General features: G+C 55.8%; 16 protein-coding genes. 12 read left to right on the forward strand and 4 right to left on the reverse strand.

Annotated elements, in window-relative coordinates:
* The first annotated feature begins 108 nt into the window (after nucleotides 1-108).
* Both AC2Q8J_RS12205 and AC2Q8J_RS12210 read left to right on the forward strand, forming a co-directional pair.
* The gene (locus AC2Q8J_RS12205) at nucleotides 109-1,131 is read left to right on the forward strand and encodes a DUF2804 domain-containing protein (RefSeq protein WP_486451411.1); all 1,023 of its coding nucleotides are present in this window, start codon (nucleotides 109-111) and stop codon (nucleotides 1,129-1,131) included.
* Between the two features lie 172 nt (nucleotides 1,132-1,303).
* The gene (locus AC2Q8J_RS12210; RefSeq protein ID WP_486451412.1) at nucleotides 1,304-3,172 is read left to right on the forward strand and encodes a S8 family serine peptidase; all 1,869 of its coding nucleotides are present in this window, start codon (nucleotides 1,304-1,306) and stop codon (nucleotides 3,170-3,172) included.
* A gap of 40 nt (nucleotides 3,173-3,212) precedes the next feature.
* Here AC2Q8J_RS12210 and AC2Q8J_RS12215 read toward each other — a convergent pair whose 3' ends face one another.
* Entirely contained in the window at nucleotides 3,213-4,274 is a 1,062-nt protein-coding gene (locus AC2Q8J_RS12215; protein WP_486451413.1) for an AraC family transcriptional regulator, read from the reverse strand.
* Between the two features lie 128 nt (nucleotides 4,275-4,402).
* On the opposite strand from AC2Q8J_RS12215, the gene AC2Q8J_RS12220 reads away from it, so the two are divergent.
* The 6 genes from AC2Q8J_RS12220 to AC2Q8J_RS12245 all read left to right on the forward strand — a co-directional run bounded on the left by AC2Q8J_RS12220 (nucleotide 4,403) and on the right by AC2Q8J_RS12245 (nucleotide 12,888).
* Nucleotides 4,403-5,233 carry a metal-dependent hydrolase gene (locus AC2Q8J_RS12220; RefSeq protein WP_204996121.1) on the forward strand — a complete coding sequence of 277 codons (831 nt, stop codon included), beginning with the start codon at nucleotides 4,403-4,405 and terminating at the stop codon, nucleotides 5,231-5,233.
* Nucleotides 5,234-5,557: 324 nt separating this feature from the next.
* Entirely contained in the window at nucleotides 5,558-6,283 is a 726-nt protein-coding gene (locus AC2Q8J_RS12225) for a c-type cytochrome (protein ID WP_204996122.1), read from the forward strand.
* Between the two features lie 2 nt (nucleotides 6,284-6,285).
* Complete coding sequence (locus AC2Q8J_RS12230) at nucleotides 6,286-7,443, forward strand: cytochrome-c peroxidase (RefSeq protein WP_486451414.1); 1,158 nt, start codon at nucleotides 6,286-6,288, stop codon at nucleotides 7,441-7,443.
* Between the two features lie 41 nt (nucleotides 7,444-7,484).
* Nucleotides 7,485-8,882, forward strand: a complete 1,398-nt coding sequence (locus AC2Q8J_RS12235) for a parallel beta-helix domain-containing protein (protein ID WP_289083672.1) — start codon at nucleotides 7,485-7,487, stop codon at nucleotides 8,880-8,882.
* A gap of 138 nt (nucleotides 8,883-9,020) precedes the next feature.
* Nucleotides 9,021-11,291: a TonB-dependent receptor gene (locus AC2Q8J_RS12240; protein WP_486451415.1), complete on the forward strand. Its 2,271-nt coding sequence runs from the start codon at nucleotides 9,021-9,023 to the stop codon at nucleotides 11,289-11,291.
* 94 nt (nucleotides 11,292-11,385) lie between these two features.
* Nucleotides 11,386-12,888 carry a purple acid phosphatase family protein gene (locus tag AC2Q8J_RS12245; protein ID WP_486451416.1) on the forward strand — a complete coding sequence of 501 codons (1,503 nt, stop codon included), beginning with the start codon at nucleotides 11,386-11,388 and terminating at the stop codon, nucleotides 12,886-12,888.
* On the opposite strand, the gene AC2Q8J_RS12250 is transcribed toward AC2Q8J_RS12245, so the two are convergent.
* On the reverse strand, nucleotides 12,885-13,430 hold the full coding sequence (locus AC2Q8J_RS12250; RefSeq protein ID WP_204996126.1) for a peroxiredoxin family protein: 546 nt from the start codon (nucleotides 13,428-13,430) through the stop codon (nucleotides 12,885-12,887). The two genes, AC2Q8J_RS12245 and AC2Q8J_RS12250, sit on opposite strands and share 4 nt — an antisense overlap.
* Before the next feature lie 265 nt (nucleotides 13,431-13,695).
* On the opposite strand from AC2Q8J_RS12250, the gene AC2Q8J_RS12255 reads away from it, so the two are divergent.
* Nucleotides 13,696-18,681 carry a PKD domain-containing protein gene (locus tag AC2Q8J_RS12255; RefSeq protein WP_486451417.1) on the forward strand — a complete coding sequence of 1,662 codons (4,986 nt, stop codon included), beginning with the start codon at nucleotides 13,696-13,698 and terminating at the stop codon, nucleotides 18,679-18,681.
* Nucleotides 18,682-18,733: 52 nt separating this feature from the next.
* Here AC2Q8J_RS12255 and AC2Q8J_RS12260 read toward each other — a convergent pair whose 3' ends face one another.
* Nucleotides 18,734-20,170: an HDOD domain-containing protein gene (locus tag AC2Q8J_RS12260; protein ID WP_288362977.1), complete on the reverse strand. Its 1,437-nt coding sequence runs from the start codon at nucleotides 20,168-20,170 to the stop codon at nucleotides 18,734-18,736.
* Nucleotides 20,171-20,405: 235 nt separating this feature from the next.
* Here AC2Q8J_RS12260 and AC2Q8J_RS12265 point away from each other — a divergent pair, with 235 nt between their 5' ends.
* From AC2Q8J_RS12265 to AC2Q8J_RS12275, 3 genes are all read left to right on the forward strand, one after another.
* Entirely contained in the window at nucleotides 20,406-22,037 is a 1,632-nt protein-coding gene (locus AC2Q8J_RS12265) for a long-chain fatty acid--CoA ligase (protein ID WP_486451418.1), read from the forward strand.
* Between the two features lie 147 nt (nucleotides 22,038-22,184).
* Nucleotides 22,185-23,375: an MFS transporter gene (locus AC2Q8J_RS12270; RefSeq protein WP_288362974.1), complete on the forward strand. Its 1,191-nt coding sequence runs from the start codon at nucleotides 22,185-22,187 to the stop codon at nucleotides 23,373-23,375.
* A 59-nt stretch (nucleotides 23,376-23,434) separates the two neighbouring features.
* On the forward strand, nucleotides 23,435-24,493 hold the full coding sequence (locus AC2Q8J_RS12275; protein ID WP_486451419.1) for a permease: 1,059 nt from the start codon (nucleotides 23,435-23,437) through the stop codon (nucleotides 24,491-24,493).
* Here AC2Q8J_RS12275 and AC2Q8J_RS12280 read toward each other — a convergent pair.
* The gene (locus AC2Q8J_RS12280; RefSeq protein ID WP_486452619.1) at nucleotides 24,490-26,754 is read right to left on the reverse strand and encodes a mechanosensitive ion channel domain-containing protein; all 2,265 of its coding nucleotides are present in this window, start codon (nucleotides 26,752-26,754) and stop codon (nucleotides 24,490-24,492) included. The two genes, AC2Q8J_RS12275 and AC2Q8J_RS12280, sit on opposite strands and share 4 nt — an antisense overlap.
* Nucleotides 26,755-26,822 lie beyond the last annotated feature (68 nt).

Consider the following 26,822-nt stretch of genomic DNA (forward strand, 5'->3'; position numbering starts at 1 on the left):
CGCGCGTCTGGCTGTGGGTAATGATGACCATGTCTCAGCTGTTGACTTCAGGCGCTTTGGTCTACCATAGGCGCCGTTTAGAAGGGCATAGCCGTCGACGATGGAGAAGTGAAGTTGGGTGATTTAGCAGCGTTAATCAAGGCGAATGGGCAGCCTCATTTTGGCGTTTTCGAGCGGCCTGTCGGCGATATCAATTACCGCGACTACGACCTGCGCAATGCAATGGATAAGCCGCGCGGCAAGTTGGCGCGCCACTTCGCTTTCAACCAATTTCAGTTTTTATCGCTGTGTTGTGACGAGCTGATAATTGGCGTGGCGATTGTCGACCTGAAGTGGGTGAGTAATGCCTTTGTCTATTGCTATGCGCCGGATAGCGGTGAGTACGATGAGTTCAGCTTTGTTCAGCCCCTGGGTCTGAAAACGGCCATTCACACTCAGCCCAATAACGGCGAGGCGCATTTTTGCTCGGGGAAAAATCGCGTAAAGATTGTCGCCGGGCCCGGCCAACGCCATCTCACCGTGTCGCTTGCCAGTGGTTTGCAGGTCGACGCAATTATCGATGAAGAACAGGGTTATCAACCGTTATCTATTTGCACGCGAGCAGGCTATGCGGGCTGGGTGTACACCCAGAAAACCACGGCCAGGCCGGTGTCGGGTAGCGTGCGGTGGCAGGGGCGCGACTACGACCTCGCGGCGATGTCGGCGCTGGCGGGGGTGGATTGGAGCGCGGGTTATATGCGGCGCGAGACGTTCTGGAACTGGGGAAGCTTGTCAGCCCACCTCAGTGATGGCCGCCGCATCGGCTTTAATTTAGTCGCCGGTGTGAATGATACGGGCTATACCGAAAATGCGCTGTGGCTGGATGATCAGATGGTGAAGCTCAGCACCGTCGTGTTCGACTTTGACCGCCAAGACGGCGAGGCGCCTTGGGGTATGCGATCGCAAGATGGCATCTTGGATCTGCGTTTTGAACCAGCGGGTCAGCGCAGTGAAAAGCGCAACGCGGTGGTGATCGCTTCAAACTTCACCCAGTTTTTTGGCCGCTACTATGGTCGCATTAGCCTGCCGAGCGAGGAGTTGGAATTGTCCGGACAGTGGGGTTTTGCAGAAGATCACTTCGCCCGCTGGTAGGGCATTTGTTGATCACTGTCACAAAACGAGGCAATTGAGTCGCGCCAGTTCTCCAATCGGCATCAGTTAACAGTTTGCGTAAGCGCGCTTTGTTTATAGTCGTCGCTGGCCCGAAGAAAGGATCGGGTTTTTTCGTTGGGACAATATAAAAATTGATTGGGGACGCACTTCAATGATGAAAAACAGAGCGCTGATTATGAGCTCGATGCTGGCCTTTGGCTTGTCAGCATGTGGCGGCGGTAGTGGTGGTTCGGGCGATGACGCGAACCTGCAGAGTGCCGCGCAGCAAGACGACACTCAGCAGCTAGGCACCTTTGAAACCTCGGTCTCTGACGATTTGACCGCAGGTGAGCCGATCGACGGTCAATACATTGTGCTGTTGCAAAAGGCAGAAGACAGCTTGCTTGGGGCGCTGCCTCTGCCAGATCTGGTGGATCAGTTGCTGGCGACAGTGGGTGGTCAGCTATTGGGTGTTTATCAAAATGCGGTCAGCGGTTTCGTGGCCAAAATGAGCCCGGAAGCGGCGGCCTTACTGGCCAAGAATCCCCTGGTAAAACTGGTTGAGCAGGATCAGACCGTCTCGATTGCTGCGGTTCAGAATAACGCGACCTGGGGACTGGATCGTGTCGACCAGCCTTCGCTGCCGCTCGATAATCAATACTCTTACAGCGCCGATGGCAGTGGCGTTCACGTTTACATCGTCGATACCGGTATTCGCAGCAGTCACAATGAGTTCTCTGGCCGTACAGGTGTAGGTCGTAACTTTGCCGCCTCTGGCGGCTTGTTCTTTAGCAGTACTGACCCTGAAGATACCGATGACTGTAATGGTCACGGCACCCACGTTGCCGGTACGGCCGCGGGCAGCACCTACGGTGTGGCAAAGGGCGCCACATTGTATCCGGTGCGTGTACTGGGTTGTAACGGTTCAGGCAGCAACTCCGGTGTTATTGCCGGTGTGGACTGGGTCGCGGCAAACCATCAAGCGCCGGCAGTTGCTAACATGAGCCTCGGCGGCGGCAACAGTACCGCTTTGGATGAAGCGGTAAAAGGCGCGATTAATGCGGGCGTTACCTTTGTGGTGGCAGCCGGCAATGACAATACCGACGCCTGTAGCGGTTCACCTAACCGCGTGGCTGAAGCGGTGACTGTTGGCTCAACAACGTCATCTGATTCGCGTTCTTCCTTCTCCAACAAAGGAAGCTGCGTTGATATCTTTGCTCCCGGTTCGGCGATCACCTCTGCCTGGTACCAGAGCGATAACGACACTAACACCATCAGCGGCACATCAATGGCTGCGCCACACGTTGCCGGTGCGGCGGCGTTGATTCTGTCGCAAAACCCTAACGCAGCACCGGCCAGTGTTTTCAGCACACTATTGCAAGACGGTACCAGCAATAAGTTGAGTGGTCTGGGCAGTGGTTCTCCCAACCTGCTGCTGCAGGTTGCCCAAGGTGAAGGTGTCGACTTCCCGCCGGTGGCGTCCTTTAGCTATAGCTGTAATGAACTCACCTGTAGCTTTGATGCGTCGGCATCGTCTGACGATCAGGGCATTCAGCAGTACAGCTGGAACTTTGGCGATGGAAGCTCGGCCGCTGGCGCGAGTGTTAGCCATACTTACGCAGCCTACGGCGACGTTACCGTTACGCTGACGGTGAGCGACACTGCTGGCCAGCAGGATACAGATAGCCAGCTGCTGAGCCTGCAAGAGCCCGGTGCTGGTCCCTGTCCTGAGTGTGAGCAAACCAGTGGCACGCTCACTGGCAGCAATGACAATGACTACAGCCCGAGCAACGGCGGTTTCTCCAGCAATGGTGGCCAGTTCTACGGTCTGCTAGAGGGCCCTGCAAATGCCGATTTCGATCTCATTCTGGAAAAATATAGCCGTGGCCTGTTTTTCAGCAGTTGGTCGAGCGTGGCCAGCGGTGAGACGGCGAGCTCAAACGAAGAAGTGACCTACAACGGCACCAGTGGCACCTACCGCTGGCGTGTGAAGTCATACAGTGGCAGTGGGGATTACACGCTCTACACTGACAATCCCTAAGCGGGATATCCTTCAGCTAAGGCACCTTCGGGTGCCTTTTTTATATCTCGGATTTTTTCCTGAGTTGCTGTCGGTAGACGCTGGGCGGGAATCCTGTCCAGCTTTTAAAGGCTTTCGCAAAATTACTGGCATCGCTATAACCCAGTTGTTCGGCGATTAACTCAATGCTTACCGCTTGGTTGAGTAACTCGCGGGCGCGCTTTTGCCGGAACTCATCTTTTAACTGCTGATAGCTGCACTGCTCGGTTTTCAGTCGCCGCTGCAGGGTCGCGGTAGACATATTGAGCCTCGCGGCAACGTCGTCAATGGTCGGTAACTCACCCTGGCTGCGCTGCAGTTGGGCGAGCACCCGCGACGATAGGCGTTGTGAAGAGAGGCTGCGTCGCAGGTCATTTTCGCAGCGCGCTTCCGCCAGTTTTGCCAGGTCGGCGTCGCGGGTCGCAAGGGGCAGATCGAGGATGCTGTTCGGCCACGACAGGCTGTAAACCGGAGCGCCAAAGCTGATTTTGGAGCCGCCGGGGAGCGCCGGTGGCGGGCAGTTTGGGGCCTCTCCCTGCATGGTGATATGGCTAGCCAGGTGCGCGGCGCCGCGTCCAAGTATTTGTCGGCACAAGGTGTCCAGGCAGGAAAGTAAAGACAGGCAGACATAGCGCATGGCAGGGTGTTGTGGTTCGAGTGGTCGGAGGCACAACATGGCGCGATCGCTGCCTTCGGTTATTTCAGGGTGGGTTTGTCCCGACTCGAGGGTGACAAAGTTAATGCGGGTAGATACGTAGCGATACAGCTTGTCCGCGGCCTCGGACAAACTGCGGCTATGCTGGGCGGCGTAGCCCAGGTAACCGTGCTTGGAGAGCGTCATCCGGCGGCCGCCTTCCAGTGCCGACCACAGGTTGTTATCAATTTTCTGAAAGTTGCTCACAGCCTGTAGAAAAGAGCGGTGGCCAATACTGACGTCTTGCAGAAGCAGCACCTCGCTGCTCAGCCCACAGCCCTGTAGCAGTTCCCCAATGGCCATGCCGCGCTCAAAAGCTTGCTCGCTGAGCGTCACCAGGTAGTCACTGGAAATGGAATACTCACCGTCGCCGTGTTGTTCTGCGTCCATAACGTGTCCTGTGTCGTTAAAGCACCGGAGGCTGCGAGAAATTAACCTGCTAGCAGTAAAAGCACTATGCCATAGTTTCCGTCGGGTGGTTGAGCGCGCGTAGCGCTGCGACAAGTTGGAGAATAATAATGCAGGTTAATAATGGGATTACCGTTCGGCGGATGCACTTTCCTGCGCCCGCATCCATGGACAAATACTGGTTTGGTGGGAATCCGCTGATTTCGACTTTTTTCTATGCGATGTCGGCGACCTTTCCCGACGGCGAGCGCTTTTTCATTGATACCGTGCGCCACTACCAGCCCGAGGTTAGCGACCCGGCGCTGACGCAGCGCATTCGGGCCTTTATCGGCCAGGAGGCCCACCACGGCAAGGCGCATGAAGACTTCAACAGTGCTTTAGAGGCCCAGGGCTTCCCTATGGCAAAGGTGGCCGCACGGGCAAAGGCGCTGCTCGATACTGCGCGAAAACGCCTGTCGCCCCAGCGCCAACTCGCGATTACGGTGTCTTTGGAACATGTTACCGCAACGCTTGCTGAGCACGCTTTGCGTCATCCCGAGGTACTGGGCGAGATGGACCCGACATTTCGGGACATGTTGGTATGGCACGCGGTTGAGGAGATCGAACACAAGGCGGTGGCCTTCGATGTCTTTCGTCGCCACGTGGGCAGTGAGTTTCTGCGCAGGCGTGTACTTATGCTGTCGCTGATGCTTTTTTTCTTCCGCATCAGCGTATTTCAGCGCCAGTTACTGCGGGCGGATGGCCGGCGTGTGACGTGGCGTGAGCGCTGGCAGGCGTTGTGCTTTTTCTGGGGGCGGGGCGGGCTGATGACGGAGGCAATGCCGCACTTTTTGAAGGCATTTCGTCGCGGCTTTCACCCCGATGATATTGACCAGCGTGCACTGATTAACGATTGGCAGTTGCGCTATCCCGATGTCGCTGCTCGCCAAGTGAATCGCTAGTTTTCCTTTCAAAGACACCGCTCTTTTCAGTGGCCTTTTCGATGCCTTTGCCCCTTTGTCCTCGCGAAGGGGTCTTTTTATCTCAATGAAAAATATAGAAAATTTCTAGAAATCTACACCGTGGGCGTATTTTTTACGCGATTGTAATGTGTGTGGGGCTTAACAGCCATGGCGGAAGCGGGTATCGTCAATGTAATACACGTAAACTTTGCTGTGTGTATTGGCTGTGCTTTTTTATGGCACGGTCTATGCTGAATAAAAATAATAATACTGGCCTGCACCACTCGTTGTGGCCAGTTCTACATAGGATTACGGAGCCGCCCCATGGAAAGTGTGTCTGGCCATTTCAATTTGCATAACTTCAAGCGCTATCGCCGCCTGGCGGTGGTGTTGTGCTCGCTTGCTGTCGTGGCGTGTAGTTCTGACCAGGGGCCATCGGCCGATAGCGAACAAGCCGCAGCGGCAGCTCAGCAACTGCTGGCCAAGGGAGCGGGGGCAGATGGCAAGGCGCTCTATCAGGCCTGCGTGGCCTGCCATGGCGATGAGGCACAGGGCAATCAGTCGCTGGGCGCGCCGTCGCTGCGCAACCAGCAGAGCTGGTATTTGACGCGTCAGTTGCAGGCCTATCGCTCGGGGCTGCGCGGCAGCCATCCTGAAGACAGCTATGGCCAGCAAATGCAGGCAATCGCCAAGACCTTACCCGACAGCGAGGCGGTCGACGCGGTCGTGACATACATCTCGGCGATGGGAAGTCAGGCGGCAGCGGCGACGCTCAGCGGCGACCTAAAACGCGGCGCCGATTACTACAGCAATCTGTGTGGTGCCTGTCATGGCCCCGCGGCTGAAGGGATTGAATTGCTGCAAGCGCCTGCTCTGGCGGGGGTTGATGACTGGTATTTAGAGCGTCAATTTATTCATTTTCGAGACGGTATTCGCGGTGCGGATGAAGCCGATAAATACGGCTACCAAATGGCGATGATGGCGGATTCCCTGCCAGACGAAGCCGTACTGCGCGATGTGCTGGCGTATATTCAGTCACTGGCCGACTAGCAATGAGTGCTTACACGCGGGCCTTGTTGCCTTGCCTCGTGCTGCTGTTTTATTTGCCGGCTGTCCACGCTGCGCAAACCTGGAAACTCAATGAATTTTGTCCGGCGGGTTTTACCTTGCGCGATGGCGGCTGCTATTTGCTGAGCTTGTATCGCGATTACCGATCGCTGCAAAAAAGTGGTGTGGGCGGACTGAAAACCGGCTTACCTACGCTGCGAGAAGGCTTTAGCCCCCAGCAAATTGACCTCGGCCGCTTGCTGTTCTTTGACCCGGTGCTGTCGGGTAATCACCAGTTGAGCTGTGCCTCCTGTCACGATCCGAGTAAGGGGTTTGCCGATGAACGTGGACTGAGCATTGGCGCCGGAGGGCAGCTTGCCAAACGATCGGCACCGAGTTTGTGGAATGTCGGTTTTCTTAAGCGCTTGTTCTGGGATGTCAGAGCAGACTCGCTGGAGGCGCAAATGCAGGGGCCCCTTTACGACCCGGTGGAGATGGCGAACAGCCCGGCACAGCTGCTGGCCGATCTTCGCGCCTCGGCGCATTACCCCGCGCTATTTGCCGAGGCCTTCGGTGGTGATGCATCGATTCAGTTGGATCAGATATACACCGCGATTGCCGCTTTTGAGTCTTCCCTGGTGTCGTTAAACAGCCGTTACGACCTCTACGCCCACGGCTATCACGATGTTCTCAACGCCCAGGAAATTGAGGGGATGAACATCTTTCGCTCGTTTGTGGCGCGCTGCGCGGAGTGTCACACCCCGCCGCTGTTTACTAACCAGCAGGTTGCGGTACTGGGTACGCCAGAGCCGGACGGGCGAGCACTTGACCCCGGCGTGCAGGGCGTGACCGGTGATGCGTCGCAGCGTGGCGGCTTTAAGGTGCCTTCGTTGCGCAACGTTGCGCTGACGGCGCCCTATATGCACTCGGGGCGTTTTGCCACGTTGCGCGATGCCACGGCGTTTTATAACGGCGGACGGGGACACGCTGTACCCGCCGGCGAGAAGCTCAGCCTGCACTGGCATATTTGGGAGCCGAATCTCACCGATGAGGAGCTGGATCGCCTCGTTGACTTTATGAAAACACTGACTGACGAAAGCTATATGCCGACACTGCCCGAACGCGTGCCGTCAGGGCTGACGCCAGTACTGGGAAGCCATTGATAGCAATCAATGCCTGGGTAGAAAACCTAAGGAGCAGAACCATGAAAAAGCCCGTTGCCAAGTTGGCGCTATGGCTGTGTTTGTTAATCACTTCAGGCGCGGCCTTTGCCGCCGAGCTTGCCGTGAAAGATGGCCAATCTATTCAGGAGGCAGTGAACGCGGCTGCGCCTGGGGATGTGATTTTAATTCACCCCGGTACATACAAAGAAAGCGTCTATATCGATAAGGACAATATCACCCTGCGCGGCGTGGTGGTTGAGGGGGAGTGGCCGGTACTGGACGGCGAGCACAAACGCAATGACGCGATTTTGTACTCCGGTAACGACGTTACCGTAGAGTGGCTGACCATTAAGCATTACAAAGGCAATGCCATTATGGGGCAGGCCGGTAATAACTACATCATCCGCTATAATCGGGTTATCGATACCGGCGTCTACGGCATATTCCCTCAGTTCGGTAAAAACGGCCTGATTGAATACAACGTGCTCAGTGGCATCGAGGATGCGGCGATCTACGTTGGCATGTGTGACAACGTCGTGGTTCGCCACAATGAAGTGTTTGACAACGTGGCGGGGATTGAAATTGAAAACACCCGGCATGCGATTGTCGAAAACAACTATGCTCACAACAATACGGCTGGTCTGCTGGTATTCATTACCCCTGGCTTACCGATTAAAACCGCCTACGATGTGATTCTGCGCGACAACTTTGTGGTGAATAACAATACCGAAAATTTTGGTGCGCCGGGCTCGATTGTTGCCAAGGTGCCACGCGGTATCGGTGTGGTTATCATGGCGGCGGATGATGTGATCGTCGAGGGTAATATCATTTCTGGTAACACGACGGCGGGTATCGTAATTACCGATCTCGGCTTTGTTACCGATATTGCTTCCGACCCCGAATCTGAGCCGAACCCGGACCGCATCGCCATTCTCGATAATCTAATGTATGACAACGGCACTGATCCTGTTCCCGAAATTAAAGCGGCCATGCTCACGCAATTCACCCGCCGTGGCCCGGATGTTTTTGCCAATATCGGTTCTGCTCAAGAGCCGGATAACTGCATCTTGCAAAAAGAGCAGTACATCACCTTTGGCCTAAAGAAATGGAGCAAGTGCGAGCGAACCAATACGCACGATATTGATACCTACCTGCTTGCTGATGGTGCACCACCACGAGAAATCGAAAATGATGAGGACCGTACTAAGCGGCTTTATCAAGGTATTTGTGCAGGGTGTCACGCCTACAATATGCGGATGATTGGGCCGCCTACGCTGGCGATCCAAGCCCTGTACCACAAGAACCCAGAAGGCATTGCTAATTATATTGCTGACCCACACAAGATTCGTCCGGATTATCCGCCTATGCCAACTCAATCGCATCTGTCGGAAGAGTTAAGGCGCAAAGTGGCAGAATATATGCTAGAGATTGAAAAGTAAGAGATTGAGAAGTAAGAGATTCAGAAGTAAGAGGTAAACGACCGAGGCTTGTGAGTTGTGACGGCGTCGCCAGAACGCCGCTCTTCTTTTCGAATGCAAGCCGCCGCGCAGCATGGTGAGAAGCGAAGAGGGTAAAGCATGAAGGCAGGGCATCGAGCGCGAATAGGCGCAGCAATCGCCGCGACCTTAGTGGCAACAGGCGCGCAGGCGGCAAACAACCTCGCCCTAGAGGAAGTTGTGGTCACCGCGCAGAAGCGGGAGCAGAGTGCCATGACGGTGCCGGTAACCGTGGATACCTTCAGTACCCAGGATCTGGAAAATACCGGGGCCTTAACCATGACCGACATTCAAGCCTATATTCCAGGCTTGAAAGTGGGGACTAACATTCAGGATGCTGGCGGTGTTACCCAGTCCTCTTTTGTGATCCGCGGTATTGAAAGCTCTAACATCAGCACCGGTGGCGACCCCTCTGTCGCCACATTCTTGGATGGTGTCTACCTTCCTCGCGCGGCGATAACGGTGCCATTTTCAGATATGGACCGTGTCGAGGTTTTGAAAGGCCCGCAGGGCACGCTGTTCGGGCGTAATGCCGCAGCAGGCGTGGTCAGCTTCGTTTCCAACCTTCCAGACCTTGAAGCGCGCGAGGGCTTCCTCTCAGCGAAACTTGGGAATTACGGCCTCGTTCGCATTGAGGGCATGGGGAATGTGCCGCTGAGCGACAATCTGGCTTTGCGAGTCAATGTGCTGCACAACCAGCGCGATGCCGTGGTCGACAATAAGGGGCCATCGCGGCCAGACCCGCGAGAGCAGGATAACCAATTCGCCAAAGTATCACTGTTGTGGCAGGCCAGTGATCGGCTGCGTATGCAGCTGTCTGCCGATTACGACAAGGTCGATAACGGCCCGCAGGCGATGATGGGAATTAGCGAGCAATACGCGGACTTTCCCGACCCAACGGATAGAAAAGTCAGTACCGATGCGCGCAATCCTGGTGAGCGTCGCGATATGTACGGCGTGGTCGGCAAACTCTGGTTTGATGTGAACGATGCCAGTACCTTAAGCCTGATCGCTAGCCATCGCGAATTTGAAACCTATAACTTGCAAGATGAAGACGGTACTGCCGTTGAAGATGTTTATGTAGATACCAACAACGTCGAAGATTCCGATATCAGCTACCTAGAAGCGCAGCTCAATATCGCACTGGAAAATGTCGATATGGTTTTCGGTGTTAACTACAGCACCGAAGATACCTACCAGCTCACCGCGTTAACCTTTAGTTATGGCGCCGTTGTCGAACTGGCCTCCGACATGTTGGGCCTGCCCGCCAACGTGCTCAACTCGTTAATCGGAGGGGTGATTGCCGGTAATTATGTTACCGAGACGATGACCAATATCGGTGACTTTGAAAACTACGGCGTTTACTCAGACGTCGATTTTACGGTGACGGACCGGCTGAATATTCTAGCCGGTTTGCGCTACAGCAAAGATGACAAGCAGTTCAGCTGGGATGCACCGCTTACTGATTTCCCGCTGTCGCAATTACAAGGGGAAAACTTTTTCTTCAACACCAATGGTGTTGAGCGTGCCAGCGAAAGCTGGGACAAAATTACCGGCCGCCTGGTGGCGAACTATCAGCTGGCCGAGGGAGCGATGGCCTTCGCCAGTTACTCTACGGGTTACAAGTCTGGTGGCTACGACTCGTTAAACCCCGGCTCGGGGGATGTTCCTCTGGAACCAGAGGTCGTTAATAACTATGAGCTGGGGATAAAAGGCGACTTTTTAGCCACGACGATTCGAACGCAGTTGGCGTTATTCCAAATGACCATCGACGACCGTCAGGAGGCTATTGAGTCGCAGCAGCCGGGCAGTGGCGCGGCAGTGCCGACGGTGATTAACACTGATGAAGATATCAGCGGTGTCGAGCTGACCTTAGATTGGTTGGCCACCGAGTCGCTCCGCTTTGGCGTGATTTATACCTACCGCGAGCAGGAGTCCAGTCGCGAGGCGCACTACGATGCGCAGGGTAATTTTGTTACCGCCGACAATCGTTCGGCGACAACACCTCAGGAATACACGCTCACCCTGGATTGGTCGCCAGAGCTTGCTGCGGGTACCGTGCTGTTTCACATCGACTATGTGTACGAGGAGAATACAGACCGCGAGAATGAGGACCACCTGGATGAGTTTAACCGTGTACCCGGTTACGGCGATGATACCGAGCTGCTCAATGCCCGCATGAGTTTTATCACTCCGTCAGGGGGCTATGAGTTTGCGGTGTGGGGTAAAAACCTCTTGGAAAACGAGCGGGTTTCGCAGCCCGGCGGTTTAACCGGCGATGTACTGGGCACCTACCACGTGGGCATTGTTGACCCACTCACCTACGGTGTCGACTTTAAGGCCTTTTTCTAAATCGCGTTTCCCGGTGGCAGTTACTGGGCTGTCACCAGATTTTCATATTGGCCACCTACACTCCCCGCGATATTGATATCGGGGGGGAGCCGTTGTGTCTTCAAGCAGTTTAAGTCGTCGCCGCTTTTTGACGGGCAGCATGGCAGGTTTGGCTCTAAGCGCGTGTGGGGGCTCCTCGGGCAGCTCATCAAGCAGCGGCCCTATCGATTCGCCACTTCCCCCGGATCCGCAGCCTGAGCCGATACCCGATAGCGCTGAGCCCGGCCCCATCCCGCCAAGAGGTTTGCACCTCAGCTTTGTTGGCGACAGCCACACCTCGCGCACGGTAACGTGGTTTACCGATGGTCTTGAACCGCCGCAGTCTCGCTTGGAGTTTGGCGTGGTTGAAGAGGGCATGAGCGAAGCTGATATCGCCGAGCAGGTGTTCGAGCATTTCGTCGATGCGAGTGCCGACGAAACGCCGGGGGTGGAGAGTTTTACTCACCGCGCAACGGCAGCGGGGATTGATGCTGAAAAGCCCATGCGTTACCGCGTGGGGTCAGATGAGGGCGGTTGGTCTCCTGTGTATGTGGTTGCGCCGTCGCCGCGCGGCGAGTGGAGCTTTATCCACTTTGGCGACCACGGTATTGGTGACCTGCCCCAGCAACTGACGGCCGAAGTACTAAAAACACCCGCAGACCTGATTATGATTGCTGGGGATCTCAGCTACGCGAATGGCGACCAGCCAATCTGGGATACCTGGTTTGAGCAAATGGAACCGCTGCTGGCTCACCGCATTACCATGACCGCGCCGGGCAATCACGAGCAAAAAGATTTTGGTGGCGAGGCTTTTAAAAACCGCTTTACCCACCCGCCCAAACCATTGAGTTCGGTGATTGGTCAGGGGAGCCCCGGCAGCTCGTTCTATTCCTTCGACTACAACCGCGTGCATTTTCTTGTAACAACGGCCGGGGCCTTGATCAACGACGGCACCCTCGTTGAAGAAATTATCAATATTGAGGTCGATCTGGCTCAGGCTGCACTGCGTCGAGCGCGGGGTGAGATCGACTTTATTGTTGTTATGCAGCACTACACGATCTGGACTGATCAGCTCGGTCGCAGCCCGGCTAACCCCACGTTGGTGGCGCTAGAAGAGAACATTATGCTGCGCTATGGCGTTGATCTGTTAGCGGTGGGGCACGACCATGTCTATCAGCGCTCCAAACCGATGGGGCTGGGGCTGCCCAACCCCCTTGGTTATGTGCAGGTGCTGGTGGGAACGGGTGGCGCTTCCATTCGCCTGTTCGACGAAAATGGCCCGCAAATTTGGTCTGCGGCTGAATTTATTGGTGTTGGCTTTTGCCGCTATGCGGTTAGCCCCGGCAAGATTCGAGGCGAGTACTATGGCTCGCCGCCGCTGGACCTGAGCGATGAGGGGCGGCAGTACATTACCGGCGACTTCTCACTTCAGGACAGTTTTGAGATAAGTGCCAAGCCGCAGATTGCCTGCCAGTTGTGCGCCAAGCCGGCTCGCAGTAGTGATATTCTGCTCGCCGACTACGAGGCGATCTCCCGGCATACTCGCGAGCGAAACCGCCACGACTTGAGACACTGCTAGGCGTTGTCCTGGGTGGCGCAAAACGCCAGCAGGTCATCGAAGGGCAGGTGATCGCCTTCGTCTTTGCCATAGTGAGCAACGCGAACAATGCCGTCGCGGTCAATTAAAAAATTGGCTGGCATGGTTGTCATATTGCCCTTGATCGTAGTCGGCACATAGCCTTTACACATACCGCGTATCGCTGTGGGCATGCGCGTCAGCATACCCTTTATCACCCCAAGTATTGAGCGTTGCACTGAGTAGCGCTCGTAGTATTGGCCGGTTTCATCGGCGAGAATTGGGAAGGGGGCGTGATGGTCAGCTGCGTGCTCCTGAAGGTTGTCCAGCGGCGAGTCAAATACCGCGACCACCGTAAAATCGTTAGTAAATTCATCGAAACGCTTTACCAGTTCATGAACCCGCATATTGCAAAAAGGGCAGCTGGCAAAGCGAAAGAACGACAGCATATACGGTCGGCCTGCTAAGCTGGCTATGTCAAACTCCTCACCATTTATGGCGGTCAGGCGTAGGGGTAGGGCACGGTCGCCGGCTTGTACTGTCATACTGTCTCCAATGTTAGGCTCTTACATATCGACCTGTGTGACGCACACGCCGCCACTTTGTTACACCCGCTGCACGATTGTGCGATTGGCTCACAGAAATAACCTTTCCTTGTTGGTGCTACGGCACACTTCTTGACCTGCTGTGCAACTTAACGTAAAAGTTTAGAAAAATAATAATGAAATGTCAGACCTCGCCTTGGTTGCGCAGGTAGGCATTTTGAGTGTTTCAAGAAGAAACAGGCCTTCCGGCCCAACCGGGGTTCATATGTCATTATCAAAGTTTGCTATTGCGGTATTGTCCGTTGGTCTTGCTGCCTGCGGAGGTTCCTCTTCCTCAAGCTCTAATTCTGGTGGCGGTACGACATCACCTAAACCTATCGAACAGGGGCGGCTGATAGATAGCCCGGTTAAGGGTGCGGGCTTCGTTAGCAGCTCGTCGATCAGCGGTCTCACCAATGTGAATGGGGTATTTTCCTACCGCCAGGGCGACGCTGTCTCCTTCCGGCTTGGGGGGCTTTCGCTAGGGAGTGCGCAAGGGGCCGCCATTATTACCTTGCTGGATCTTGTTGATGGTGCTCGGGCAGCGGCGAACAGTGGTAGCAGCACTGATGAGGTGTTGGATGACTTTCCGGCGATCGTAAACCTGGCGCGCCTGCTCCAGTCTCTGGACGTGGATGGCGATAGTGGCAACGGTATACAAATTCCGTCAGAGGCAGCCCAAAAAGTTAGTGCTTACGTCAATAGCATCGACTTCACTGACCCGGATATGTTTGCCGACAGTGATAAACCGGCAGTGAAATTTATCTGCGAAGTAAAAGCGGCGAGAGGGATACCCGCCTGCAGTGAAAGTAATATTGTCGACGAGGACGCGGCTCGAAGCGAAGTAAAAGACACTGAAGAGCAGCGGCGCACTGGCAATATCAATGAGCTGCCTATCGTCAGTGCTGGTGCTGACCTGGTCGTTGCTGAAGCCGGCAGCGTTACCCTGCAGGGAAGTGCGCAAGATAACGACGGCAATGTCACGGGCACGCTCTGGCAGCAGACTGACCGCAATGGTGTTGCGATTAATGGCAGCATCGAAATCAATAATCCCGGGTCCTTAACGGCCAGCTTCACCGCGCCGGAAGTCGATCAAGATAGAATCTTTTATTTTTCATTAACGGCGACTGACAACGACGGCGACCGAGCCAGCGATACCGTTGCTGTACTAGTGCGCGACAGCAGTGGTGGTGGAAATGCGCGGCCTGTGGCCAATGCCGGTGTCGACCAAAATGTTGAGTCAGGCGAAGTTGTTGTACTCGACGGAAGTAATAGTGAAGACCTGGATGGCCAGATAACAAGTTATAGCTGGTCGCAAATCGACGAGGATGGAAACTCGGTTAGCAGTGGTGTTGCCCTGCAAAATGGCGATACCGCTGAGGCCAGTTTCACGGCGCCGAGTGTTGACGTAATTACTCAGCTGCGTTTTCGCCTTACGGTTTCGGATAACGAATCGGCGACCGATTTTGATGACATCACGATCAACGTAAGCCCTGAGGATACCGAGCCCGAAAATGTGTCTCCTGTTGCTAATGCAGGTGATGACCAAAACGCTATAGCCGGCGAGAGTGTCACTCTCGACGCCAGTGCTTCAAGTGACGCCGATGGCGACGAGCTTAGCTATTCTTGGGAGCAGACTGACGATACGGATATCCAGCTCACCGGTGCCGATACAAAGGTTGCCAGTTTCACGGCACCAGATGTTAGCGAGTCAAGAACCCTGACATTCAAAGTAACAGTGAGTGATGGCGCACTCAGTGCAGACGACCATGTCAGCGTCGTTGTTGCGCCCGCGCCTGCGGTTTGTGATCCAGCGGATCCCGGTACCTACCAGCAGTGTTTTGCAATTTGTACTGACGGCGACCCCGACACAGCGTGCCCGCTGCCGTACGAGGATTTCTCCCCGAATCCAGAGCAATTTGAGGAGGTCTTTAGCCAGCTGCAGGCCTGTGCCGACCAAGACCCTGAAACACAGTGCCTCTTGCCCTTGGAGGGTGAGCCGGAATTTCCATCGCAGATAGAGGAGGTTTTGGGCGAACTCTGTGACGATGCGTCGAATCCGCAGCAGTGCTTAACCGACGGTCAGGATGCGATCTGTAGTGCGTTTGACCCTAATAGTGAGACGCCATTCTGCGGCGGTGGCGACCCAGGTACTCCCCCAGAACTGCCGGTCGATCCCACTGACTTATTGGGCGAGCTTTGCGAAGATGCCTCGAATCCGCAGCAGTGCTTGACCGATGGGCAAGATGCTTTGTGTGGTGCCTTTGACCCGAATAGTGAAACGCCATTCTGCGGCGGTGGTGATCCGGGCACTCCGCCGGAGCTGCCGTTTGATCCCACTGACTTATTGGGCGAGCTTTGCGACGACACGTCCAATCCCCAACAGTGCTTGACCGATGGGCAAGATGCTTTGTGTGGTGCCTTTGACCCGAATAGTGAGACGCCATTCTGCGGCGGTGGCGACCCAGGTACTCCCCCAGAACTGCCGGTTGATCCCACTGACTTATTGGGCGAGCTTTGCGAAGATACCTCGAATCCGCAGCAGTGCTTGACCGATGGTCAAGATGCTTTGTGTGGTGCCTTTGACCCGAATAGTGAAACGCCATTCTGCGGCGGTGGTGATCCGGGCACTCCGCCGGAGCTGCCGTTTGATCCCACTGACTTATTGGGCGAGCTTTGCGACGACACGTCCAATCCACAGCAGTGCTTGACCGATGGGCAAGATGCTTTGTGTGGTGCCTTTGACCCGAATAGTGAGACGCCATTCTGCGGCGGTGGTGATCCGGGCACTCCGCCGGAGCTGCCGGTCGATCCCACCGACTTATTGGGCGAGCTTTGCGAAGATGCCTCGAATCCGCAGCAGTGCTTGACCGATGGGCAGAATGCTTTGTGTGGTGCCTTTGACCCGAATAGTGAGACGCCATTTTGCGGCGGTGGTGATCCGGGTACTCCGCCGGAGCTGCCGGTTGATCCCGCCGACCTACTGGGCGAACTCTGTGACGACACGTCCAACCCGCAACAGTGCTTAACCGATGGCCAAGATGCGATCTGTGGTGCGTTTGACCCCAGTGGCATGACGCCATTCTGTGGCGACCCCGGCACTCCGCCGGAACTGCCGGTCGACCCGGCCGACTTATTGGGTGAACTCTGTGACGATACCTCGAATCCCCAACAGTGCTTGACCGATGGGCAAGATGCGATCTGTGGCGCGTTTGACCCCAATGGCATGACCCCATTCTGCGGCAATGCAGGAGACCCCGGTACTCCACCAGAGCTTCCAGTCGATCCCGCCGACTTATTGGGTGAGCTTTGCGACGATGCGTCCAATCCACAGCAGTGTTTAACCGATGGTCAAGATGCGATCTGTGGCGCGTTTGACCCCAATGGCATGACCCCATTCTGTGGCGATGCTGGCGATCCGGGCACCCCCCCAGAACTACCAATCGATCCGACTGATTTATTGGGTGAGCTCTGTGACGATACCTCGAACCCCCAGCAGTGCTTGACCGATGGGCAAGATGCTCTTTGCGGAGCTTTTGATCCAGAAGGTTTGACCCCATTCTGCGGAGATGCTGGCGATCCCGCTACTCCCCCAGAGCTTCCAGTCGATCCCGCCGACTTATTGGGTGAACTTTGCGACGACACGTCCAATCCACAGCAGTGCTTAACCGATGGCCAAGATGCGCTGTGCGGGGCTTTTGATCCTAATAGTGAGACGCCATTCTGTGGTGACGGTGGCGATCCGGGCACTCCGCCTGAGCTGCCAGTCGATCCGACTGATTTATTGGGCGAACTCTGTGACGATACCTCGAATCCCCAACAGTGCTTGACCGATGGCCAAGATGCGCTGTGCGGGGCTTTTGATCCAGAAGGTTTGACCCCATTCTGCGGCGGTGGCGATCCGGGCACCCCCCCAGAACTACCAATCGATCCGACTGATTTATTGGGTGAGCTCTGTGACGATACCTCGAACCCGCAACAGTGTTTAACCGGTGGCCAAGATGCGATCTGCGGTGCGTTTGACCCCAATGGCATGACCCCATTCTGCGGCGATGTAGGCGATCCCGGTACTCCCCCAGAGCTTCCAGTCGATCCCGCCGACTTATTGGGTGAGCTTTGCGACGATGCGTCCAATCCCCAGCAGTGCTTGACCGATGGCCAAGATGCGCTGTGCGGAGCTTTTGACCCAGAAGGTTTGACCCCATTCTGCGGGGGTTCTAGTGATCCGGGTACTCCGCCGGAACTGCCGGTCGACCCTGCTGACTTATTGGGTGAACTTTGCGACGACACGTCCAATCCACAGCAGTGCTTAACCGACGGTCAAGATGCTTTGTGCGGAGCTTTTGACCCAGAAGGTTTGACCCCATTCTGCGGCGGTGGCGACCCCGGTACTCCGCCGGAACTGCCGGTCGACCCGGCCGACTTATTGGGTGAACTTTGCGACGATACCTCGAATCCGCAACAGTGCTTAACCGATGGTCAAGATGCGATCTGTGGTGCCTTTGACCCCAATAGTATGACGCCATTTTGTGGAGGCTCTAGTGACCCGGGCACCCCACCGGAATTGCCGGTCGATCCCGCTGACTTATTGGGCGAGCTCTGTGACGATACCTCGAACCCACAACAGTGCTTGACCGATGGGCAAGATGCTTTGTGTGGTGCCTTTGACCCCAATAGCATGACGCCATTTTGTGGAGGCTCTAGTGACCCAGGCACCCCACCGGAATTGCCGGTCGATCCCGCTGACTTATTGGGCGAGCTCTGTGATGATGCCTCGAACCCCCAGCAGTGCTTGACCGATGGCCAGGATGCGATCTGTGGTGCCTTTGACCCCAATAGCATGACGCCATTTTGTGGAGGCTCTAGTGACCCGGGCACCCCACCGGAATTGCCGGTCGAACCCGCTGACTTATTGGGCGAGCTCTGTGATGATACCTCGAACCCCCAGCAGTGCTTAACCGATGGCCAAGATGCGATCTGTACTGCGTTTGATCCGAATAGTGAGACGCCATTCTGCGGGGGTTCCAGTGATCCAGGTACTCCGCCGGAACTGCCGGTCGACCCCACTGACTTATTGGGCGAGCTTTGCGACGATACCTCGAATCCGGCGCAGTGCTTAGCCGACGGTCAAGATGCGATCTGTGGTGTGTTTGACCCGAATAGCGCGACGCCGTTTTGCGGAGGGGGCTCGGGCATTCCATTACTGCAGTGATTAGTGTGTGGGCATGGGCCCACACCCGGGGAATACTAGTTGGTGTTGCGGTCTATCCATAGCTGAGAAGGCTCTGCTTAAGTTCCGAAAGCACCACTGACGCGCTCCTTTGGGAGCGCTCGTAGGGAACGCAAACATAGCCGCTGTAGATATCGGGACTGGCATTTTCAGTGTCTGCTGCAGCGTTTTCAAACTGGCTGATAAATCGTTGGCATATTGCCGGGCAGGCTTCTGCTTCGGCACTGGGGCAAACCACTACAAAATCTGCGTCGGTGATACGTGCGACGATATCGTCACGGCGGCAGTGGCGGTCGACCCGCTGTGCGATCGCTTGCAGAAAGGCAACATTGTCCTCTTCAGAAATACATTCCCGTATGACGGAATAGTGGCGAATGCCAACCAAAAATACCGACAGTGCCTGCTGGTCGTATTCACAGCGGTTGAGTTCGTTTTGGAGTAACGAGGTTAGTGCATGGCGGTTGTACAGCCCCGTTATCGGGTCGATAGATTCGCTAACTTCGCTAACATCACGCGCTTTGTGCTTGTCTGGTTTTGGTAACTCGTCCGATGTCTTTAGGGCGTTCTCAATGCGCCGTGGTTGTAGCGCCTCTCTCAGGTGCTGTCCGGCTTTTTGAAATACTGCGGCCGGAATTTTCATTCGGTCAGCCAGTGGGCGCAGCTCATTGTATGCACTGCGAAACAGGTGTAGCTGCATGGTTAGTTGGCCACTGTGCCATTCCAGTTCGTTCAAGCAGTGATAGTGAAGGCGTTGCAGGATGGCGTCAGGGTCGCTTGAAAAGGCCAGGTCCGCGGCCAGTGACGCAAGCCTGGCGATAAACCCCAGCTGCTCCGCCAGGTTGTTGCGCAAGGGCGCTTCATTGAGATGGCTCAGGCCGGTGGCGTTGCATATTGCTTCGGGTAAGCCCCATTTTTCTAAAATTGACTGACTCAGCGCCGAATGGTCGATGCCGAATTCATTGCGCTCACGCGTTGCGACGGCGTTGTGATCGTCGCCCTGGTCGGTGTTTGCTGGATAAAACGCCGGCAGTAAGTGGTCGATGACGAGCATGCCGATGTCTTGCAAACTGGCAGCAATGATGGCCTCCTCAGCGGGAAGCGATTTATCCAGCTCACTCAGCAAACGTGCTGCGGTGGCGCAGAGCATGACCCGCAGCCAGAAGTGATGTTGGTCCAGGCCTTGGGTACCTGCCTTTGCATAGCTTTGCGCGATGGTTGTGGCGAGGCTTAGCGCCGCGACGGTTCTTGCTCCAAGCAACACGGCGAGACGATGAACGTCACTGTGCGGCCGCCTCGGTTGGAAAATGGGGGAGTTGACAAAATTCAGCGTATCTTCGGCAAGCCCAGGCGTGCCCTCGAGTATCTGCGTTAGCTGCTGAACTTCAAATTCACCGCTACGCAACAGGTCCGCCAGCAGCAGACTGGCCGGTGTGGGTGCGGGGAGCGTGCTGTCGTTAATATCGAAAGCCATCAGTCCAACAATCTCAATTAGGGTGAATCTGCATGCGGCTTGACTTCAAGATAGCAGCGAGCAGGGTATTGATCAGCCACTTTTTCATTTTAATACGAAAAGCTTACTCGCCGTGGCGTCTGGGCTGAGAGGGATTCGTCCGCAAATCGATAGAAATAGCGCCCTTCAGGTGGTTCACCTCGCAGAGGCAGCTGGGCTAGTATTGGCCTAATTCAAATGAGGGAGAGTAATAATAATGACCCCAATGATGATGAGCGAACTCACCATTACGTCAATTATGAAGCACGCCGAGCGTGTGAATGGCGCGACCGAGATTGTTTCGGTCACCGCCGATAATCCACGTCACCGCTATACTTACAAAGATGCATTCAAGCGTGTTCGCCAGCTTGCCAATGCCCTGCAAACGTTAGGAGCGCAGCCCGGCGATACCCTCGCCACGCTGGCATGGAACGACTACCGCCACCTGGAAATATACTACGCGCTATCTTGCAGTGGCATGATCTGCCACACCATCAATCCGCGACTTTTCCCTGAGCAAATCGATTACATCGTTAACCACGCCAAGGATAAGTGGGTGTTTGTTGACGCCACGTTGGTGAAAGTTCTGGAACCCTTGCAAGACAAACTGCCTGCAGTAAAGGGATATATCGTGCTGAGCGATGAAGGACATATGCCCGACACCAGCCTGAACAATGTGCATTGTTATGAACAATTAATCGCTGCTGAGAAGGACGAGTTCGACTGGCCGGAGCTGGAAGAAACCACGCCATCAGCCTTGTGTTATACCTCCGGTACCACGGGTAATCCAAAGGGTGTGATGTACACTCACCGCTCTACGGTTTTGCATAGCCTGGCCAGCATTGCACCGGATGTATTCAGTTTGTCGGTGCGCGATATCGTGATGCCCATTGTGCCGATGTTCCATGTAAATGGCTGGGGCTTGGTATACAGCTGCCCGATGGTTGGTGCGAAGCTGGTGATGCCGGGCCCTAAAATGGGCGACGGTGAAACACTGTGTGCATTGATCAATGAAGAGCAAGTTACGTGCTCGGCGGGTGTGCCCACCGTGTGGCTGGCCCTGCTGGATTATCTGGCCAAAGCCAATAAATCGGTCGATAGCCTGAATCGCGTCACCGTTGGCGGTGCCGCTTGCCCTGAAATGATTATGGAGCAATTCCAAAACCAGTACGGGGTGGATGTTCAGCAAGCCTGGGGCATGACGGAAATGAACCCGCTGGGAACCTTCAACGGTGGTATTCCTCCGCTGCTTGACGGTATCAGTGATGAACAGCGTAAGAAGCTTCGCCTAAAACAGGGACGGCCCTCTTTTGGTGTGGATATCAAAGTTGTGGACGCAGACAACAATGAGCTGCCGTGGGATGGCGAGAGTTCAGGTGCCGTCAAGGTGCGGGGCCCGTGGATCGTCAACGACTATTACGGCTACGACGGTAAAACCCTCGACGACGATGGCTGGTTTGAAACCGGCGATGTCGCCTGCTTCGACGAATACGGCTACATGCAAATCACCGATCGCCTGAAGGACGTTATCAAGTCCGGTGGTGAATGGATCAGCTCAATAGAGCTGGAGAATTGCGCCGTTAACCACCCCAAAGTTGCCGAGGCCGCCGTGGTGGGTATTCCTCACCCGAAATGGACAGAGCGTCCACTGCTGTTAGTGATATTGAAAGACGGCGAGCAAATGGAGAAGGCAGAAATGCTCGCTTGGTTCGAAGACAAAGTCGCCAAGTGGTGGATTCCGGGAGACTGCGTATTCGTTGACTCTCTGCCGCACACGGCAACCGGCAAGCTGAGTAAGAAGGACATTCGCGAGGACTACAAAGACTTCCGCTGGCAGGATGAGAGCTAGCGATCCCTCCAGGAGATAAAGGCTGCTGGCGCGGTCTTTATCTCATTTTCCCTCTCGGAGTGAGAAAGGCGTCCTGCCCTTTCGTTGATAATCCGATACCATCTCCCCGCCTGTTCTTACCGTTTCTAATTTACCAAGGGCTCCGTTATGGAAAACCCCGCGTCCGCTGTGTCACCTGTCAGGGCCTTCAGCCTTGCGCCGTTGATGTTTCAAAACTTTAGCTGCACCTTGGCGATCATGGCTTTTGTTGCCCTGGTGGGCCCCGTGGCGCGTATTTTGTCGCTTGAGCCCTGGCATATTGGCGCCGCCATGACGATGGGGGGATTCACTTGGATCCTGTGCGCGCGCTGGTGGGGCGGCCTGAGTGACCGCCATGGCCGCAGGCCGATTATGTTGATCGGGCTAACAGGCTTTACGGTGAGTTATTTTGGCCTGTGCTTGTTTATCGACCTGTCACTGCGCCACCAATTATTGCCGATGCTGGCCTTTCTCGGTCTGGTTGTCGGGCGGGTGGTGGTGGGCCTGTTCTACGCCGCGGTGCCGGCCACAGCGGCCGCTACGGTTGCAGACAATGTCGAGCCGGATAAGCGCGCCGGAGCTATGGCCCTGCTCGGCGCAGCCAGTGGCGCGGGCATGGTGATCGGGCCGGGCTTCGTCGGCCTATTGGCGCCCTACGGGCTGGGTTTTCCCATGTACGTGACCGCCGTTCTTCCCGTCTTGGCGCTGGTGTTGGTGTGGTGGCGTATTCCTCGGCAACCGCCTCAGGCTGCTCCGGTAACGCGCGCCCCCAAGCTGCAGGATAGTCGCCTGCGACGCCCCATTGTGGTGGCCTTCTCTGCGGCATTTTCTGTCTCTATTGCTCAGGTCACGGTGGGCTTTTTTGCCCTGGATCAGCTCGGGCTTCCCGCGCCCGAGGCCGCTCAGGTAGCTGGTATTGCGCTAACGGTGGTGGGCGTGGCGTTAATTATTTCGCAGAGTATTTTGCGCAAATTATCCCAGCCGCCGGCGCGGCTAATTCGCATCGGGGCACTGGTGTCGGCCTGTGGTTTTATGGTCAGCGTGTGGGTTGAATCCGTGTGGGGCTTGTGGGCGTGTTTTGGTTTGGCGGCTGCCGGGATGGGCTGGGTATATCCCTCGGTGTCGGCGCTGGCGGCAAACTCGGTTTCTTCAGAGGAGCAGGGCGCTGCTGCCGGTACGGTCACCGCGGCGCAGGGCGTCGGCGTGGTCGTCGGGCCTATGTTAGGCACGTTTATTTATGCTTTTCATGCCACCGCGCCGTATGTGATGGTCGCGGTATTACTGCTGGCGATCAGCCTCTGGGTTGAACAAAACGACTAGCATTGCAGAGCCTTCGGGGTTTTGATTCACTGTGAGCGAGCAGTGAATTGGAGCGCCGAATGTCTACTTGTGATACCTCCCACCACAATAATTCACCCTCTTGCCACAGCAAGCAGTCCTTTGATGTGTTGCTGTGGGGCTCTATGGCAATTGTCGCCGTACTGTACGCGCTGGCGCTGGTGGCCAGCGACGCCCTGCCCACTTGGCTGCACACCGCAGCGGAGGCCACCGAAAACCTGGTGAATACCATGTGGTGGGGCATGGCTCTGGGGGTAGTGATGCTCTCGTTGTTAACGCGCATACCGCGGGAGTTTGTAATAAGCGTATTGGGCGCCGGTGGCGGCTTCACAGGCATTGTTCGGGCCACCGCGGCAGGCGTGCTGCTCGACCTGTGTAATCACGGCATATTAATGGTGGGTGCCAAACTCTACGAGCGCGGCGCCAGCCTTGGGCAAGTGATGGCCTTTCTTATCGCCAGCCCCTGGAATTCCTTTTCCCTCACCTTGATATTGGTCGCCCTGATCGGGCTGAAGTGGACGGTGGTGTTCATTCTTGCATCGGTGCTAATTGCCGTGATTAGCGGCTGCTTGTTTGATGCATTGGTGCGGCGCGGCGTATTGCCCGCTAACCCCAACACGCTTGCGCTGCCAGAAAATTTCGACTTTTGGTCGCAGGCAAATGCTGGCTTGCGAGACATGCGTTTTGATAAACGCTTTGTATTCAGCATGTTTGTCGATGGCATAAAAGAGTCACGCATGGTGATGCGCTGGGTGTTGTTTGGCATTGTGCTTGCCGTTGCCCTAAAGAGCTTTGTGCCGGCGGATATCTTTTCCAGTTATTTCGGGCCGAGCTTATTGGGCCTGGGGGCAACGATTGTGGCGGCCACGATTATCGAAGTGTGTTCCGAAGGCTCCACGCCGATTGCGGCAGACCTGTTAACCAGAGCGAATGCCCCCGGAAACAGTTTTGCGTTTTTAATGACGGGCGCAAGCACCGACTACACCGAAATTTTGGTGATGAAGGAGCGCACCGCCAGCTGGAAGGCGGCGTTATTTTTGCCGTTGCTGACGGTGCCACAAATTGTGCTGGTCGCCTTGGTGATGAATGCCGGCGGCTAGCGCGCCGAATCCTGGCTGGCCACAACATCACCATCGCTACTGGCTAAGCGCACATTCGCGGCTGGTGCGTCGCCGTTCTTGTCCTCGCCAAAATACAAGGTGGTATGCGGGAAGGGGATTTCAATACCGGCGTCGTCAAAGTGCATCTTCACCAAGCGATTGTAGGCGCGGCCAACGGCCCACTGCATACCGGGCGCGGTTTTGATCAACACGCGAATGTTTACCGAGCTGTCGGCCAGTGCCGACACGCCCGCCACTTGCATTGGTTCGAGAATGTCTTGCTTGTGCTCACCGCTTGCCAACTCCTCAAAGGCCGCCTGCAAGTGCTCAATGGCTTTGTCGATATTCTCGCGATAGGCGATGCCGTATTCGCCAAGGTGGTAAGCAAAGTCGCGCGTATAGTTCGACACCGCATCCACCGACGAGAAGGGCACAATATGGTAGGTGCCGAACAGGTCGCGCAAGGCAACCGAGCGAATGCCCACGCGTTCAACTGTGCCTTCATGGCCGCCAGCGTGCACGTAGTCGCCGGTGTTCATGGCATTTTCCAGTTGTATAAATATGCCGTTGATCACGTCCTGCACAAGTTTTTGCGCGCCAAAGCCAACCGCAAGACCGAGCACCCCGGCGCCCGCGATCAGTGGGCCGATGTCCACGCCAATTTCCGACAGCACGATCATGGTTGTCATCACAATAATGACCGCAGCAAGGGAGGTGTGGAACAGGCCAAGTAGCGTCTCTGCGCGGGCAGCGCGTGCGGCATTGGCCATGCCCGTGGGGGAAAGGCGGTGTTCGATAAAGCTGGCCAGTGCAATCCACAAGCCTGCGGCCAGGGCGAGAATGAGCAGAATATCAACCAGCGACGACACCGTGCTGCGGCCGACTTCCGTGGCATACCACTGGCCCAGGTCAAACACCGACCAGGCGTCGAGTGACCACACAACAATTGCGGCGGTCACCAGCCCTCGCAGTATTCGTAAACCGGTGGGGATGTAGGTATTCAGGCGTTTTTGAAGGTGGGGCAGTTGCTCATTGATCGACTCAGAAAGCCGCAGCTCCCTGCCGATCAACTGGCGAAGAACAACGAGCAGCAATGCACCCAGGCCGGCATAAGTGGCAGCCTGCAAGGTAGCGAGCGCCACAAAGGGCAGGGCGCTTTCGGGCCGCAGCAAACTGGTAAAGACCACCACCAGTGCGTAGGCCAGCGCCAGTAAATGCCAGCTGCGTGCCAGCAGACGCAGGGCAATGCGGCGGCTGCCCTGGTAGTTGGCAGCCCTGCCGAATAGCTGGTCTCGCAAGCGTTTTCGGTTTAGTAAAACGGTGGCGGTGTAGTACAGCGCAGCGAGCAGCACAATGCTGGTGCTCAGCGCGCTGCCGAGCGCCTCCGAGGCATTGGCGTTCACAATCGGCACCAGCACCATAATGCCGTAGCCGGTAAAGCCTGTGATGTGGGCGAAAAACCGATTGCAGTACTTTGCTTGCCGTTGGTTAAGCGGTAACAACCGCAGAGCCGGAAAACGACTGGCAAACAGCGCCCGCAGCACCAGTTTTATTCCCTCAACGATCAAAAACGCATTGAGAAACAGCGCGAGGCGAGTGCTATCGGCGTCGGCCTCGGCAGACAACTGCGAGGCAATCACGTGACCCGACGCATAGGCCAGCAACACCGTCGCTAAATCCACCAGCCCGGCGGCGCTTACCGCGGCCACGGTTCTCAGCATGGCGAATTTGCGGGACCCGCTCACCGCCCAATCATTAATGCCAGCAAACAGCGACTTGGCGGCGCGATACAGAATAAAAAACAGCGCAAATGTTGCGAATGCCAGCAGGGCCAGGTGGCTTGCGGCGCGAACAATAGCGGCCAAATCGACGCGGTGTTTGTCGTCGCTGTCAGCCAGCGCCTCGACGCTTGTTGCCAGCGTAGCCAGCTGCTGTTTGAAATTCTCGCCAGCGGCAGCGGTTAGTGTTGCAAGCTGGCGGGCGAGTGAGTCTTTACTATCGCTAGCCTCGCTGTTTGAGGGCGATTTATCATCCTCTGACGATGCTTGCTCTTTGTCGGGGGCGTCGCTGGTATTTACTGCCTTGGACGGGTTGCGCAACTGCTCAATCAACGCGTTGCGGGCGCCCTCGTTCTCAAGTAACTCTGCGAGGACCGACGAGCTATCACTGGTCGTCGGCGGTGCTGCGTGAAGGGTATGCCCGGAAAAGAGGAGTGGAATGAATAGAAGGGCGATCAAGCGCGTTGCTGGTCGCAGTGACATCACGATTATTCTCCTTATCGCTGGCGATTTTTTGTGGATACCTGCCTCCCAAGTAACGAACAATATGT

It is taken from the genome of Spongiibacter sp. C9W (assembly GCF_057370015.1).